Here is a 14,866-nt window from a genome sequence, read left to right on the forward strand (position 1 = left end):
CCTTTGAGTGCCGCCGTTCGGGCCGCCGGCACTCGAGTTCCCGGACTCTTCCGGTGGTGTCAGTGTGTCGGTGAGCGCGCCGGAATCAGTCGGCGCGGTCTCCATTGTCGCGGGCCTCGACCGCTCGAGGCCGCATGGGTCTTAAGGTCAGGAACCGCGGCTGCCGAAGAGCAGCCCGGCGGTGGTCTTCCACCCTGTTCCCGACTCGGGGATCTTCCAGTGGCGGGTGCGCGGGCGGACCGTGATGAGCGAGGGCGCGGCATGGCGTCGGGGCTGTGGCCGGAGCACATAGGAGTGGTCGCGGATCGCGGTCACCGCCGCCTGTTCCCTGGTCGCCAGGTGCGAGGTGCCGTCATCGTGGCCGAAGAATTCGTGGACTTCGTCGTCGTAGCCGGTCCACTCCGGGGGAAGGCGGAACCGCTGCACGTCGGAGGAGTATCGCAGGCGTCCTTCGGCGCGAAGGCCGGGCAGAGCCACGAGAAGGACGACGACGAGTGCCAGGGCGAAGGAGATCGCGAGTCCGACGATGACGACAAGTACCGAATTCATGCCCTCGAGCCACCTCGCAGTACAGCAGCCTCGGCCATGGACGTCCCGCTCCTCACATTCTTCGAATACCTGTGTCTCGGCCCAAGTCTATAGTCCCCGGCCACGACTATTGTGCTCGCCCGCCGTACGGCAGTTGCAAAATTCCCTGGGACTGTCCTGGGCATCACCGTCAAACGGCCTTGTGCCCCAGCGGCGGGCCTGCCACCTCGGGCGCGCCGGCCGAAGAGCGGACTGCCGATCACGGAATCCGCTGCGATATGACTTTCGACACCCCGTCGCCGTGCATCGTCACTCCGTAGAGGGCATCGGCGATCTCCATCGTCCGCTTCTGGTGGGTGATGACGATGAGCTGCGAGGAGTCCTGCAGCTCCTTGAACACCGTGAGCAGGCGAGAGAGGTTGAGATCGTCGAGGGCCGCTTCGACCTCGTCCATGACGTAGAACGGGCTCGGCCGGGCCTTGAAGATCGCGACCAGCATGGCCACGGCCACCAGCGACCGCTCCCCTCCGGAGAGCAGAGACAGACGTTTGACCTTCTTGCCGGCCGGGCGGGCGTGCACGTCGACGCCGGTGGTGAGCATATCGTTCGGATCGGTCAGGCTCAAGGCGCCCTCACCGCCGGGGAAGAGACGGGAGAAGATGTCCTCGAACTCCCGCGCCGTATCCGCATAGGCTTCGGCGAAGACGCGTTCGACGTGCCGGTCGACCTCCTCGACGAGCTGCATGAGGTCCTTGCGCGAGGATTCGATGTCCGCGATCTGCTTCTCGAGGAACTGATGCCGCTCCTTCAGCGCCTCATACTCCTCGAGCGCGAGCGGATTGACCGTGCCGATGCGCTTGAGCTGCGACGCCGCCTGCTTCTGCCGCTTCTCCACTTCCGCGCGCACATACGGCCGGTCCTCGACGTCCTCCTCGAACGACGGAACGGGCAGATGCGGCCCGAATTCGTCGATGAGGCGGTCGATTCCCAACCCCGTCTCCTCCTCCGATCGGTGCGCGATCTCCTCGAGCCGAAGTCGGAAACGCTCCTTCGCGAGTTCGGCTTCGGCCGCGGCGTCCTTGAGCTTCTGCAGCTGGGTTCGCGTCGATCCCAATTCCTCGCCGAGGCGGCCCTTCTCTTCGCGCAGACCGCCGCGTTCATCGACGAGAACCTGGATCGCCTCACCGAGTTCGGCCACCGTGGAGGTGGCCAGCTCCGCGGCTTCGGCCGCGGTTTCGGCGATGAGCTGTACCGAGGCTGCCGCGCGCTTCTTCTTCGCGATCGTGCGCTGCGTCTGCTCCCGCGCCGCTTCTTCGGCCTTCGCCGCCCGCAGGAGGGAGTCCACCCGGTCGCTGAGGAACCGGGCCCGGTCGGCTGCCGACCGGTGGCTGATGCGGGCTTCGACGAGGTCTTCCGAAGCTTGGGCGACCTGTGCGCTGAGTTCGTCCCGAGCGGCGGTATCGACGACTTCGTCGACCTCGGCGGCTCCGGCCAGTGCTGCCGCGGCCGACTGAGAGTCGCGTTCGGCGGCGGCGAGGCGGGATTCGAGTTCGGTCGCGTTCTCCTGCGCGCGCTGCAGGCGCGTGCGAGCCACACCGATCTCACCGGTGATGCGCGAGACCTCTTCGGCCGCGGCCATGATCTTCGCGTCCGAGGAGTGGAGAGCGTCGAGGGCTGCGGCTGATTCCTCACGTGCCGCGGTCAGGCGCGGTTCGAGTTCCCTCAAGGAGGCGTCGAGCTTCCCTTCGCGGTCGTCGAGGTCGGCAATGAGGGAATGGGTGTCCTCGAGCGCGGTCTGTGAGGCCAGCCGTGTGCCCGATGCGGTGCGGGCCCGGCTGATGCGGGTCGTGGTGAGTACTTCACCGTGGACGGTGACGGCGGTGAGCTCAGGCCGGGCCGCGGTCAGTTCGATTCCGGTGCGCGCATCGGGGACGCAGACGACACCATGCAGGGCACGGGCCAGCAGAGAACGCAGTTCGGGGACGTCGCTGTCGACGACGTCGGAGAGCCATCGCAGGTCGTCCATCGCAGGCAGCTCCGGCAGAGCGTCAAGGGTGGTCCCACCGCCCTTCCCTGCCGCTGGTTCGACTCCGGCGGGGATCGTCAGTGACACGTTCGTGTCCTCGCCGAGGTGGTCGAGCACTGCCAGCGCCGCTGCGCTGTCATCGACGATGACGCCGGAGACCGTCGTCGACAGGGCCGCTGCTGCGGCCATTTCGAACCCGTGGTCGACACTCAGTCTTTCTGTCACGGCCGTGCGCACTCCCGGCAGGTCCGCATTGACGATGTCTTCGAGGTCGGCTTCCAGGGCGGTGCCCAATGCCAGGGCCTCCGCGCGGGCCTTCGCCGATGACAGTTCGGACGCGACCTGCGCCCGCTGCTCCTGCAGCTGAGTGCGTTCGGTCTCCAGCTTCTCGAGGCTCTCCTGCGCGGCCTCGTACGCGGAGTCGAGTTCGGTCTCACCGGCTTCGACGTCCTCGACGCCGGTCTCGGCGGTTTCGAGTTCCCTGCTGCGCTCGGTGATGCGGGCGGTGACGGTGTCGATCTCGGCACGGTTGGCTTCGATCCGGGTCTTGAGGTCGGTGATCCGCTCGGCCGCCTGGGTCTGCTTCGACTGTAGCGCCGAGCGGTTCTTCACCGCTTCGGTGATGGCGATCTGTGCGGCCTTGACCTCGTCTTCGGCGGCGCGCAGGGCTTGGGTGAGCTCTTCCTTCCGCTGCTGGCTGGCCTCGAGTGCGTTCGTCTTCTCGGTCACGGCCGCCTCGGCGTCGGTGAGTTCGGAACGGTTGCGTTCGGCCTGGGCGCGCAGCTCTTCGGGTGACTTCGCTTCCCTCTGCCCGAGGCTCGTGACCTCCGAGAGCAGGTGGGAGCGCTTGTCCGCGGCACGTTGGCTCAGTCCTTGGGCGCGCACGACCTGCGTCTGTGTCCGCGATTCGGCGGTGCGTTGGACGTCGAGTTCGCTGTCGAGTTCGGACAGCCGAGCTTCGATCTCCGACAGGCGCGCCTCGGTGCGGGTGCGGCGGTGGTCGAGTTCGGCGATGCGGTCGCTGTGGTCTTCGCCCTCGCTCGTCGAGGCCAGGGAGGACTGCATCCGCACGGCGTCGTCGGCGAGCAGCCTGGCGGTGGCGTCACGCAGCGTCGCCTGCACGGTCGCTGCCTTCGCGGCGGCTTCGGCCTGCCGTCCCAAGGGCCCCAGCTGCCGGTTGAGTTCGGTGCGCAGATCGGTGAGCCGGTCGAGATTCGTCTGCAGTCCGGTGAGTTTGCGGACCGCTTTGTCCTTGCGACGTCGGTGCTTGAGCACCCCGGCGGCCTCTTCGATGAAGCTGCGCCTCTCCAGCGGGTCGGCATGGAGGATCGCGTCGAGGCGGCCCTGACCGACGATGACGTGCATCTCCTTGCCCAGGCCGGAATCGTTGAGCAGCTCTTGGATGTCGAGCAGCCTCGCCGGTGCCCCGTTGACGGCGTATTCGGATCCGCCGGTGCGGAACAGGGTCCGCGAGATGGTCACCTCGGTGTAGTCGACGGGGATGGCTCCGTCGGTGTTGTCGATGGTCAGAGTCACCTCGGCGCGTCCCAGGGCCTGACGTTTCGAGGTTCCGGCGAAGATGACGTCGTCCATCTTTCCGCCGCGCAGATTCTTCGCACCCTGTTCGCCCATCACCCAGGACAGGGCGTCGACGACATTGGACTTGCCCGAGCCGTTGGGTCCGACGACGCAGGTGATTCCCGGCTCGAATCGAAGGGTCGTCGCCGAGGCGAAGGACTTGAATCCCCGCAGTGTCAGGCTTTTGAGATGCATATTGGGCACCAGCATATCCGCAGGCGGCGGCGAGATCCCGAATCTTTTGGTAGAGTTTCTCCTCGTGCGTAGACGACTGCGCCGTTTTCCTCCGTAGCTCAGTTGGCAGAGCATTCGACTGTTAATCGAAGGGTCGCTGGTTCGAGCCCAGCCGGGGGAGCTGGAAGGGGCCCTGTCGTGCGCGGCAGGGCCCCTCACTATTCACCGCACCTGTGTGACGGTGAAGCACAGCGAAAGGCGACCGATGGTGGTCCGAGATGAGGGAATTCCGACCATCATCGCCCATGGTCTGTCATGATCATGTGTGAGAGGTGTTCGGGTGCACTCGGCTCGGATCCCTTCGGCCACCTGTCCGATGCAGTCCATTCAAGGAAGGAACGCCGAGGCGGCAGCCCGTTCTCATTCGTGTCACCGAGGACCCGCCCCCGATCGGCCCGATCACTATGAGCAGTGAACATACAAAGACTCAGGAGCTCATCGAGCACCTGAAGCATCCGACGACCGCGCTCCGGCCCTTCAAACGTGAGGGTCTGGACAAGGTGGTCTTCTTCGCGGCCGGCATCCTCGCCGTCGCATTCGTCGTCTGGGGCTTCGTCTCTCCCGACAGCCTCGGCAATGTTGCTGGCACGCTGCTGACCGGAGTGATGGACAACTTCGGCTGGCTCTTCGTCATCGCCGCGACGATCTTCACGATCTTCGTCATCGTCGTCGCCGTCAGCCGATTCGGACGGATCCCGCTGGGCAAGGACGATGAGAAGCCGGAGTTCAAGACCTCCTCGTGGATCGCGATGATGTTCGCCACGGGCATGGGCATCGGACTCGTGTTCTCCGCGGTCGGCGAGCCTCTCTTCTTCTACATGTCGCCTCCCCCGAACACCGTCGACGGCTCCACTGCCGAGGCGATGGGCACGTCCATGGGAACGACACTGTTCCACTGGACGCTCTACCCGTGGGCGATGTACGCCATCGTCGGTCTCGGCGTGGCTTACGGTTCGTTCCGTCTGGGACGCTCGCAGCTGTTCTCGTCGATGTTCACCCCGCTGTTCGGCGAACGCGCCGTCAATGGAATCGGCGGCAAGGTCATCAACATCCTCGCGATCCTCGCGACTCTGTTCGGTTCGGCCTGCTCGCTGGGTCTGGGTGCCATCCAGATCGGCGGCGGCATCGAGTCCGCAGGCATCATGTCCGAGGTCACTTCACCGGTGCTCGTCATCATCATCGCGATCCTCACGGCCGCATTCGTCGCCTCGGCGGTGTCGGGCGTGGAGAAGGGCATCCAGTGGCTGTCGAACATCAACATGGTGCTCGCCGTCATCGTCGCCCTCATCGTCTTCATCGGCGGTCCGACGCTGTTCATCCTCAACGTCATCCCCTCCTCGGTGGGTGCGTTCATCCAGGATCTGCCGCAGCTGGCTTCACGGACCGCTGCCGATGGGCAGGGTGTCAATGAGTGGCTGTCGTCGTGGACGGTCTTCTACTGGGCATGGTGGGTGTCATGGTCGCCCTTCGTCGGCCTGTTCATCGCGCGCATCTCGCGCGGTCGCACCGTCCGTCAGTTCGTCACCGGCGTGCTCATCGTCCCCTCCGTCGTCTCGACCATCTGGTTCGCGATCTTCGGCGGCGGTGCCATCGGCATCCAGGAACGCGCTGAACGCGGCGAGGGCACGGTCAAGGCATTGGCGAGCATCGTCGACGGAGAACCGGACATCAACATGGACACGGTTCTGTTCGACCTCCTCGGCGCTCTGCCGTTGCCGAACCTCATCGCGATCATCCTCATGATCGTCACGGTCATCCTCATCGCGATCTTCTTCGTCACCGGTGCGGACTCCGCATCGATCGTCATGGGCACGCTGTCGGCCAACGGCATGCAGGAGCCCGGCAAGGGCCTCGTGATCTTCTGGGGCACCGCGACCGGTGCCGTGGCTGCGGTGATGCTGTTGGCGGGAGGTTCCGATCCCGCCGAGGCGCTCGACGGACTGAAGAACATCACGATCGTCTCCGCCCTGCCGTTCGTCATCGTCATGCTGCTGCTGTGCGTGGCTGTGTGGAAGGACCTGTCGAAGGATCCGCTCATCATCCAGGAGCAGCTGGCCGCACACGTGCTCGAGACCTCGGTGGCCACCGCGGTCGACGAGTACGACGGCGAGATCTTCGGCCTCGAAACCTCGGAACTCCAGATCGAGGACGAGCCGGACGAGGACAAGGACACCTCCGAAAAGAACTAACCCCCAATTACTACCTGACGGCGGCCCAGCAACCTCGCGCGAGGTTGCTGGGCCGCCGTCAGGTAGTTCTGAGGGAAAGGACGTCGATAGATGAACAGAGTCATCAGACGCGAGGGGAACATCTCGACATTCATCGGCTGGATGCTCGTCGTCATGGCGATTCTCGCGTTCATCACGGTGATCCTCCTGGCGATCTTCGCCGAACCATTCTTTCTCATTTTCCTCTTCACACCGGTCATCGCGCTCATCGGCGCGTGGGTGAATTTCCACATGGGTTCACGCGCCCGGTTGGAGATCACTCCTGAGGAGTTCATCTGGTGCGGCTTCACCGGCAGACCTCATCGGATCGCCTGGCGGGATCTCGACCGCATCCTCCTACCGGTTCCCGGTTCACGCTATCGGCTGGCTGCGGCAGCGCGCCTGCGAGACGGTCGGATCGTCGAAATCGACTCACTGTGGTTATCTCCGACGAACCCCGCGAATATTCTCTCCCCACCTGACCACACCGAGGCGCAACGCGCGCTCATCGACGGCCACAAAGCGTATCTTGCGAGGGCATTCTGACACTGACGTCTTGATACTGTGTTCGCATGCGGCACTGCTGACGGCGAGAGACGGAGGGCGAGACTGATGATCGTGATCGACAGCATCGAGGCGCTGCGTGAGCACACAGCCGACACACGTTGCGTTCTCGCCACCCCCGAAGACCGAGAGCTGACGGATGAGGCGGCCAATAGCCTCGACCTGACGGTGCACACCGCACATCCTGGGCCGAGGCGGCCGATGGCTGCGGTCGTCGACGACCAGATCAGCCTCGTGCTGCAGGTCCTCGACGAGGATCGTGCCCACCATGCGCTGCAGCTCCACGCCCGTGAGCGCGGCCTGCTCGTCATCGGTGAGAAGAAGGCCCTGGACTCCATCGCGGGAAAGATTCCTGCCGATGCCGGCGATACGTGGACCGTGCTCGTCGAGCTCATCCTCATCGTGGCGCGCCGCTGCGAAGAGACACTCGACGAGATCGATGATCGGTGCCAAGAGCTCGAAGCACAGTCCGTGGGCTACGCGTCTTCACCGCGGCGGCGGACGATGGGGAGACTGCGAGCCGAGCTCTTCCGAATCGGTGAGACCCAGGCGGCCCAACAGAGGCTGCTGTCGAACGAGGAAGAACTCGCGCAGAGCCTCGGCGAGGACCATCAGCGGCTGCTCGCCCGTGCTTCAGCGGCGTTCGGGGCGAATCAGTCGATGACCACGCGACTGTATGCGATGCTCGGCGACATCCTCAACGAACAGGACTCCGTCGTGTCCGAACGGCTGACACTCGTGGCGACGATCTTCCTGCCGCTGACCCTGGCGACGGGGTTCTTCGGCATGAACTTCCAGTGGATGCTCGATCGTCTGGGCAGCCTGCCGGCGTTCATCGTCTTCGGCCTCGTCATCCCCGGCCTGCTCACGGTGGCGACCCTCGTCTTCATCCGCCGCCTGACGCGCACCTCCTGAGCCAGCCGAACCCGGTCTCGGCTACATCCCGAACAGCGCCGGAATGGCGATCGGGCCGGCACCGAACGCGGTGATGACCGCGGCCAGCACCAGCAGGAGCAGGTCGTATTCGGGACCGCCCGCCGAGGCCCAGTACTTCGAGTGCCATTTGAAGACGTGCAGGCTCGTCGTGATGAGCATGAGCACGACGACGCCGAGACCGGCCCATTGAGCGAGGACGCCGGTGCCGAATGAGACTGCGGCGGCGAGCTCGGCGATGGTGACGAACCATGCAGTCGGGACGTTGAGCCCATCCGCTTTGGCGAACCGCGGAATATCCTTGGCCTTGACCATGAACTCGCGGACGAAAGCCACCGTCAGAACCGCCCTGACGAGCAGGAGTACGATCCCTGCAGCGATCGTTGGAACCGTGAACATGAGCATTCCTCTCCGCCTGAGCGCCGAGGTGGCGACTTCTCGCCCGAGTCTACGCTTCACTGCGTTGCAGCCGGAGGTCTCGACAGCCTCTCCTGCCCGGCATCCCTCACCCTGAGTTGCATTTCACCGCGCTGCAGCGGTGCATAATGCCGCAGCCGGTGACCGATGGACCGTTGACTGTAGGACTTGCGGCGAAGGCGAGGGACTGCGAGCAACGGTGCGGGATGCTCTCGGCAGCTGGAGTGCACCGTGCCGGAGACACGGAGGCCGGATCACCCCAGCGTCGTCACCGCCTACCTATACCGCGGGGGCTTCTGGCACACGGGACAGTAGTGGGTTCCGCGTCCGCCGACGGTGATCTTGACGATCTCGGTCCCGCAGCGCACACATTCCTGTCCCCCGCGCCCGTAGACGAGCAGGGCACGATCGAAGTATCCGGATTCGCCGTTGACGTTGACGTAGAGAGCGTCGAAGCTCGTCCCGCCCACGGCCAGGGCATCGCTCATCACCTTCGTCGCGGATTCGAGGACCGCGACGAGGCGGCTCTTCCGTGTCCGCGCGGGTGTCGCCAAAGGGTGGACTCCCGCCCGAAACAGGGCCTCATCTGCATAGATGTTCCCGATTCCGCTGACCAACGTCTGGTCGAGCAACGCTGCCTTGACCGCCGTGCGCTTCCTCGCAAGGTCCGAAACGACCCGTTCCGGATCGAATGCGGGCTCGAGCGGATCCGGGGCGATGTGAATCGCCGAGGCGGGGACGAGCCGTCCGTACCCGTGGACGAGAGGTTGGACGCCGATATGGCCGAAGATCCGTTGGTCGACGAAGCGCAGTTCTCGTGGCTGTCCTCCATCGTCCGAGAGGTGCAGAATCGCCCGTGTGTGGCGGTGGATCTCCTCGCCGTGCGAGTGGATGCGCAGCTGTCCGCTCATGCCCAGATGCACGAGGATGCCGAGTTCGGGCCTCGGCACAGATGAAGCGACCGAGTCCGCAGTGGAGAGATCAGTCCCCTCTCCCAGGCTCAGCCACATGAACTTCCCGCGCCGTTCGGCCCTCAGGATGTGCGCCCCGGTTACGGCCGAAACGAACCCGGAGACCGCGGACGGATCGATGCGCCGCTGGGACGTCGTGCCCAAGATTCGGGGGTCGGCCACCTCGGCGCCGGTGATCGTGGTCCCGGCCGTCCATTCGTCGACGCCGCGACGGACGCTTTCGACCTCGGGAAGCTCAGGCATCAGTGACCCTCGATTCGATCAGGCATGCGCCCGTGAGCGCACAAAGAGACCACGGTGAGGCTCAGCGCCGGTAGTCCGGGTAGATGGTGCGGATGGCTTTGACGGCCACCTCGGCGGCCGCGGCTTCGGCGGCCTTCTTCGAGGATCCGTCGCCGGCGCCCCAGTTGTTCGCCCCGAGCATTGCGGTGGCGGTGAAGACCATCGCATGGTCGGGACCCGCCGAGGTGATCTCGTAGCTCACTGCGCCGAGGTCGAGGTCGGCAGCGGCCTCCTGCAGGGTGGTCTTGAAGTCCATCCCGGCCCCGAGGTTGACCGCGTCGTCGAGCATTCCGTCGATGAGGCGGTGGACGAAGGCAAAGGCCTCTTCGCGTCCGCGGGAGACGAAGGTCGCGCCGATGAGGGCCTCGACCGTGTCGGCGAGGATCGAGTCTTTGTTCCGGCCTCCGGTCAGCTCCTCACCCTTGCCCAGCAGAATGTGCTCGCCGATGCCGTGTCGGCGGGCGATCGACGCGAGGGCACGCGTGTTGACGACGGCCGAACGCATCTTGGCCAGCTGGCCTTCGGGCAGATCCGGGTTGTCGTAGAACAGCGACTCGGTGGCGACGAGGCCCAGAACGGAGTCGCCGAGGAACTCGAGGCGCTCGTTGGTGGGGATGCCACCGGCCTCGAAGGCGAAGGAGCGGTGCGTGAGCGCGAGACGAAAAGTCTCGGGATCAATATCGATCCCGAGACTCTTCTTCAGTGCTGCTGTGGTGTCAGTGTCCACAGTCTCAGACGTCAGCGACCTTGCGGCCCTTGTACTCGAGGTACAGCGGGGTGCCGGCTGCGTCTTCGACGACCTTGGCCTGGTGGGGGCGCGAGTACACAACGCGACCGTTCTCCACAGTCTTGACCAGGTTCGGAGCCTTGGCCTTCCACTGCGAACGACGGTGGCGGGTGTTGCTGCGCGACAATTTACGCTTCGGAACAGCCACGTCTAGCTCTCTTTCTTCTCTTCCAACAGATTCTTCAATGATGCGAACGGCGATTCGGATTCGTCCTCGTCCACCTCGAGGTCCTCCCCCAGGGTGTAGCTGAACTCCTCGCTCTCATCCCGCGAGGGATTGAACGGCAGAGCCATCACGACGGCGTCTCTGATCGCGGGCTCGAGGTCGAGCTGATCCCGGTCGATGACGTAGGAGTCCTCGTCCCCTTCGGCCTGCTCATAGACGTACATCTCCTGGATGTCCACATCTATAGGCAGCTCGATGGGTTCGAGCGTCCTCGCGTCTTCGCCGCGGGCCGTCGCCGAGACTGTGCCCGACACGTAGATCCCCTCCGACACACTCTCGAACATCAGCTCGAGCGTCAGTGGTGAACCTTCCGCAACCCCGATCACTTCGATCTTGAGATCCGCTGGAGCCGACAAGGTGGTGTTCACCCGTTCCCACTCACCCGGATGACCGAGCAATCCCATGGATCTGAGATCATAGACGAATTCAGATCTGTTCTTCATGCCCTGTCCTCCTGGTGCGTTTGAGGATGTCGCTCCTGCGTTCACACGCGACTCACCATTCTAATCATTGTCAGCGGCCATTACCAATCGGGTCCGTCCCGCAGCGCAGGTGTTCCTGCTCACCATTTCTCGTGTTGGTTTCGCCAGGTGACGCCGCCGGCCAGGAGGAGCAGTGCGCCGGAGATCGTGAACACGATCCCGGAACCGGCGACGACCGTGAGCGCCGAGGCGGCCGATGGTATCGCGACCTGGCTGAGTCGGTTGCCCGCCAAGCGGATCGACAGCACCGCGGCCCGGTTCGCCGGATCCGAGAGCGTCGACACCCAGGTCATCGTCAGCGGCTGGGTGAGACCGAAGCAGAAGCCCGCGATCGTGAGCAGGATCGCCAGCGTCCACGGTTGGCTGAGCACGGGAATGAGGACCACACAGAGCCCAGCCGCCGCCGAGGCGGTCCACAGCAGGGAGAGATTCCGCCATTTCCGCGTGAGGAAACCGATGAAGAGCCGGGAGATCACCGAGGCGAAGGTCCGTGCCGCGAGCAGCCACGTCACCGTCGTCACCGACAGTCCGTTCTGCTGACCGATGAGCGGCAGATAGGCGGTCATCAGATCCACGGCGGCGAGCGTGGCCATGGAGGCGAAGATCGCGGGCTTCATCCCCCTCACCGACAGCAGAGCCAACGGGGCGATGGCGCCTTCGGCCGCCTCGGCGCGGGAGACGTGAGGGGTCCGGCCGCGGAGCATGACGATGACGGCGGCGATGAGGGTCAGCGCTGACAGTGCGGTCATGAACCACAGCGCGTTCGTGATCGCGGTATCACCTGTGGTGGCGTCGGCGACAATGCCGGCCAGGGGCAGGCCGATGGTCTGTCCGATCGAGACCCCGAGGGTGAGGTGGCCGAACTTCGCGGTGAGCTTCGAAGCGGGGAAGCTCTGCGGGATGAGCGCCTGGGAGGCGACCGTGGTGAGCAGCTGGCCGAAGCCCAGGCTCATCGTGGCGATGAGGAGCACGCCGAGGTTGGGAGCGGTGGCCGCGAGCGCGACGGGCAGGATCGACAGAGCGGTGCCGACCCACAGCACCGCCGTGGCGTACCCGCGGTCGACGAGGCGGCCGACGAAGAGCGCGGTGAGCAGTGGGACGAGTGAGTACACCGCGGTCATGAGACCGAGGACGACTCCTGATCCGCCGAGCTCCAGAGTGCGGTAGGAGATGAGGACGCGGACGCCGTTGTACGTCGCGTGCGCGATGACGGTGTGGATGACGAGGCCCGGGAACCAGGCCCTATTGGCAGGATCGGCGGCTGCGCTCATCCCTCAGACGACGCTGTCGTCGTTCGCGGCCGCGGGTCCGCGGCCGCCCAATGCCTCCAGCACCGAGGTGGGGACGAGGCCTTCGATGTTCCCGCCGCCTCCGTGGACTTCCTTGATAAGTGAGGAGGAGACGTGTTCGAACTTCGGGTCACCGGGGACGAAGATCGTTTCGAGTTCGGACAGGTGCTTGTTCATCAGCGCCATCGGCAGTTCGTAGGCGAAGTCGGTGCCCGACCGCAGGCCCTTGACGACGGCGGGGGCGCCGATTCTCGTGCAGTAGTCGACGAGGAGGCCCCCGGAGACGAGGTCGATCGTGATGTTCTGCGCTTCCCGGGCGCGTACATCTTCGGCCAGGGACCGGCGGATGAGGTCGGCACGGATCTCCGGGTCGAAGCGACCGGATTTCGAAGGATTGTGGACCACTGCCACGACGACCTCTTCGAACATCCGAGAGCTGCGGGCGATGATATCGAGATGACCCATGGTGATCGGGTCATAGGAACCGGGGCAGACGACCTTCATGCCCTCATCGTATCGTCTGCCCCGATCAGAGGCGGGCAGATCCGTGTGACGGACACGTAAGGTCGCGACCGTCAGTGCGTCTGTTCCCGCAGTCGCAGCCACTGGTCGTCGGCGGAAGTCTCAGCGTCGGTGCCTTTGACCACCTGCCCGTCGAAATCATCAACCGGTCCGTGCAGGCGGGAGGCCGCCTCGGCCATGATCCGGGCGACGATGGCAAGGGAGCGGGGTTCGTCACCGGCGGCGACCGCCTCGGCGAGGTTCCTGTGACTGTCCAGGACATCGCATCGGACCTCATAGCCGCGCTTGTCCGACAGCGACAGCAGCCGGGTGTGGACCATCGAGACCTTCATGAGGTCGGTCAGCCGCGCCGATCCGGAGCACGCGACGATCGAATGGTGGAAGTTGAGGTCGGCGTCGCCGATCGTGCGCGCGACGTTGTCCTCGATGGCGTGCTCGAGCTCTCGCAGCGCCGTGCCGATCCGTGACGTGGACCGACCCTGCCTGATGACGAGCCTGACCGCCTGCGATTCGACCGCCTCGCGCACGGCATAGACGTCGTCGATATCGGCCGTGCGCATGCGTCTCACATGCACACCTCGTCCGGGAGCATGCGTCATCACGCCTTCGCTGATGAGGCGCTGCAGGGCCTCCCGCAGAGACGGCCGCGAAACCTCGAGCAGCTCAGCCGTGCGCACCTCGTTGATCGACTGCCCTGGCTCGAGCGAACCGGAGTAGATGGCATTGCGCAGCTGGTCCGCAATGAGGTCGATCGTCGAGGACCGGACCACTTTGCGCAGCACCGGCAGCTCGGAAGCAGGAGGATTCGTCACGGTCACGATCATATAACGTTGTCAGACAGTGTGACATTCGGACAACATGAGTATTGAATACTGTTTCAGAGACGCACGTCACGATGATGTGTCGACGTTCAAGGAAGGAACAGCACATGAAACTCAAAGGACTGGCCGCCGCGACATCGATCCTCGCGCTGACGCTGACCCTCGGTGCCTGCGGCGGAAGCGACTCCGACAAATCCACCCTGCAGAAGGCCGTCGACGACGGAAAGATCACGGTCGGCTTCGCCGGTGAAGCCCCGTACAGCTTCGAAGAGGGCGGTGAACTCCAGGGAGCATCGGTGGCACTGGCCAAGGCCGTGTTCAAGGAGCTCGGCGTCGACGACGTCGAAGGCGTCAACACCGAATTCGGCTCGCTCATCCCCGGCCTCAACGCCGATCGCTTCGATGCGATCTCGGCCGGCATGTCGATCCTGCCCGACCGCTGCGAACAGGCCGCCTTCGGTGATCCCGAGTTCATGTACACCACTGCCCTGATGACCAAGGAGGGCAAGCTCGACGGGATGAAGAACCTCGAGGACGTCAAGGAGAAGGGCGTCAAGCTCGCCACCATGACCGGCGCCATCGAGTCCGACTACGCCAAGGACCTCGGCATCAAGACCCAGCAGGTCGGCACCCCGCAGGACGGCATGGACGCTGTGACCACCGGTCGCGCCGACGTCTTCGCGCTCACCGCAATCTCGCTCAACTGGATGGAGAAGAACACCGAGGATTCCGGGGTCGAGGTCAGCGATTCCTTCGTCCAGGAGATCGACGGAGTCCCACAGGTGGGAGCCGGCGCCACGGTCTTCCGCACAGATGACAAGGAACTGCGCGACGAATGGAACAAGGGCCTCGAGAAGATCGTCTCCGATGAGAAGTCGTACCTCGACGTCGTCGGCGACTACGGCTTCACGAAGGAAGAGCGCCCCGACGGTTCGATCACCACCGATCAGCTGTGCAAGGGCGAACTTCCCACCGCTGACTCCTGAGTCGGCGCTGTAG

General features: G+C 64.7%; 14 protein-coding genes and 1 tRNA gene. 5 read left to right on the forward strand and 10 right to left on the reverse strand.

The genetic code is table 11. The annotated features are described in order from the left end of the window. Nucleotides 1-147: 147 nt before the first annotated feature. Both AC239G_RS12430 and smc read right to left on the reverse strand, forming a co-directional pair. On the reverse strand, nt 148-549 hold the full coding sequence (locus tag AC239G_RS12430; RefSeq protein ID WP_025777325.1) for a hypothetical protein: 402 nt from the start codon (nt 547-549) through the stop codon (nt 148-150). 238 nt (nt 550-787) lie between these two features. After that, on the reverse strand, nt 788-4,327 hold the full coding sequence (smc, locus tag AC239G_RS12435) for a chromosome segregation protein SMC (protein ID WP_482400485.1): 3,540 nt from the start codon (nt 4,325-4,327) through the stop codon (nt 788-790). Between the two features lie 87 nt (nt 4,328-4,414). Between smc and AC239G_RS12440 the strand changes: the two genes are divergently transcribed. The 4 genes from AC239G_RS12440 (at nt 4,415) to AC239G_RS12455 (ending at nt 8,052) form a co-directional block, all read left to right on the forward strand. After that, a tRNA-Asn gene (locus AC239G_RS12440) sits at nt 4,415-4,487 on the forward strand. A gap of 283 nt (nt 4,488-4,770) precedes the next feature. Continuing rightward, nucleotides 4,771-6,555: a BCCT family transporter gene (locus AC239G_RS12445; protein WP_229664185.1), complete on the forward strand. Its 1,785-nt coding sequence runs from the start codon at nt 4,771-4,773 to the stop codon at nt 6,553-6,555. Between the two features lie 90 nt (nt 6,556-6,645). Beyond that, entirely contained in the window at nt 6,646-7,119 is a 474-nt protein-coding gene (locus AC239G_RS12450) for a hypothetical protein (protein ID WP_139468815.1), read from the forward strand. A 72-nt stretch (nt 7,120-7,191) separates the two neighbouring features. Next, the gene (locus AC239G_RS12455; protein WP_487488987.1) at nt 7,192-8,052 is read left to right on the forward strand and encodes a CorA family divalent cation transporter; all 861 of its coding nucleotides are present in this window, start codon (nt 7,192-7,194) and stop codon (nt 8,050-8,052) included. 21 nt (nt 8,053-8,073) lie between these two features. Here the strand turns inward: AC239G_RS12455 and AC239G_RS12460 are convergent, their stop codons facing one another. The 8 genes from AC239G_RS12460 to AC239G_RS12495 all read right to left on the reverse strand — a co-directional run bounded on the left by AC239G_RS12460 (nt 8,074) and on the right by AC239G_RS12495 (nt 13,858). Then, nucleotides 8,074-8,469 carry a DoxX family protein gene (locus tag AC239G_RS12460; RefSeq protein ID WP_139468817.1) on the reverse strand — a complete coding sequence of 132 codons (396 nt, stop codon included), beginning with the start codon at nt 8,467-8,469 and terminating at the stop codon, nt 8,074-8,076. Nucleotides 8,470-8,762: 293 nt separating this feature from the next. Then, on the reverse strand, nt 8,763-9,701 hold the full coding sequence (gene mutM, locus AC239G_RS12465) for a bifunctional DNA-formamidopyrimidine glycosylase/DNA-(apurinic or apyrimidinic site) lyase (RefSeq protein WP_139468818.1): 939 nt from the start codon (nt 9,699-9,701) through the stop codon (nt 8,763-8,765). Nucleotides 9,702-9,762: 61 nt separating this feature from the next. Further along, complete coding sequence (gene rnc, locus AC239G_RS12470) at nt 9,763-10,467, reverse strand: ribonuclease III (RefSeq protein WP_025777329.1); 705 nt, start codon at nt 10,465-10,467, stop codon at nt 9,763-9,765. A 4-nt stretch (nt 10,468-10,471) separates the two neighbouring features. Beyond that, nucleotides 10,472-10,675, reverse strand: coding sequence for a 50S ribosomal protein L32 (gene rpmF / locus AC239G_RS12475; protein WP_025777330.1), 204 nt, complete (start codon nt 10,673-10,675; stop codon nt 10,472-10,474). Between the two features lie 2 nt (nt 10,676-10,677). After that, a complete protein-coding gene (locus AC239G_RS12480; protein ID WP_227492764.1) occupies nt 10,678-11,241 on the reverse strand; it encodes a YceD family protein in 564 nt (187 codons plus the stop codon). Between the two features lie 74 nt (nt 11,242-11,315). Further along, nucleotides 11,316-12,506, reverse strand: a complete 1,191-nt coding sequence (locus AC239G_RS12485) for an MFS transporter (RefSeq protein WP_487488988.1) — start codon at nt 12,504-12,506, stop codon at nt 11,316-11,318. 3 nt (nt 12,507-12,509) lie between these two features. Beyond that, nucleotides 12,510-13,028 carry a pantetheine-phosphate adenylyltransferase gene (coaD, locus tag AC239G_RS12490; protein ID WP_139468820.1) on the reverse strand — a complete coding sequence of 173 codons (519 nt, stop codon included), beginning with the start codon at nt 13,026-13,028 and terminating at the stop codon, nt 12,510-12,512. Nucleotides 13,029-13,099: 71 nt separating this feature from the next. Beyond that, nucleotides 13,100-13,858 carry a GntR family transcriptional regulator gene (locus tag AC239G_RS12495; RefSeq protein ID WP_139468821.1) on the reverse strand — a complete coding sequence of 253 codons (759 nt, stop codon included), beginning with the start codon at nt 13,856-13,858 and terminating at the stop codon, nt 13,100-13,102. A 116-nt stretch (nt 13,859-13,974) separates the two neighbouring features. On the opposite strand from AC239G_RS12495, the gene ehuB reads away from it, so the two are divergent. Further along, nucleotides 13,975-14,853 (forward strand): ectoine/hydroxyectoine ABC transporter substrate-binding protein EhuB, encoded by an 879-nt coding sequence (gene ehuB / locus AC239G_RS12500; RefSeq protein ID WP_139468822.1) that lies wholly within the window; start codon nt 13,975-13,977, stop codon nt 14,851-14,853. Nucleotides 14,854-14,866 lie beyond the last annotated feature (13 nt).

The sequence above is a fragment of the Brevibacterium sp. Lmc1 genome (genome assembly GCF_057654315.1).

Bases quoted from the DNA above. Each gene is read 5' to 3' on its own strand.
- AC239G_RS12460 (WP_139468817.1), bottom strand. From the start codon at position 8,469: ATGTTCACGGTTCCAACGATCGCTGCAGGGATCGTACTCCTGCTCGTC.
- mutM (WP_139468818.1), bottom strand. From the start codon at position 9,701: ATGCCTGAGCTTCCCGAGGTCGAAAGCGTCCGTCGCGGCGTCGACGAA.
- ehuB (WP_139468822.1), top strand. From the start codon at position 13,975: ATGAAACTCAAAGGACTGGCCGCCGCGACATCGATCCTCGCGCTGACG.
- smc (WP_482400485.1), bottom strand. From the start codon at position 4,327: ATGCATCTCAAAAGCCTGACACTGCGGGGATTCAAGTCCTTCGCCTCG.
- coaD (WP_139468820.1), bottom strand. From the start codon at position 13,028: ATGAAGGTCGTCTGCCCCGGTTCCTATGACCCGATCACCATGGGTCAT.
- AC239G_RS12445 (WP_229664185.1), top strand. From the start codon at position 4,771: ATGAGCAGTGAACATACAAAGACTCAGGAGCTCATCGAGCACCTGAAG.
- AC239G_RS12450 (WP_139468815.1), top strand. From the start codon at position 6,646: ATGAACAGAGTCATCAGACGCGAGGGGAACATCTCGACATTCATCGGC.
- AC239G_RS12430 (WP_025777325.1), bottom strand. From the start codon at position 549: ATGAATTCGGTACTTGTCGTCATCGTCGGACTCGCGATCTCCTTCGCC.
- AC239G_RS12485 (WP_487488988.1), bottom strand. From the start codon at position 12,506: ATGAGCGCAGCCGCCGATCCTGCCAATAGGGCCTGGTTCCCGGGCCTC.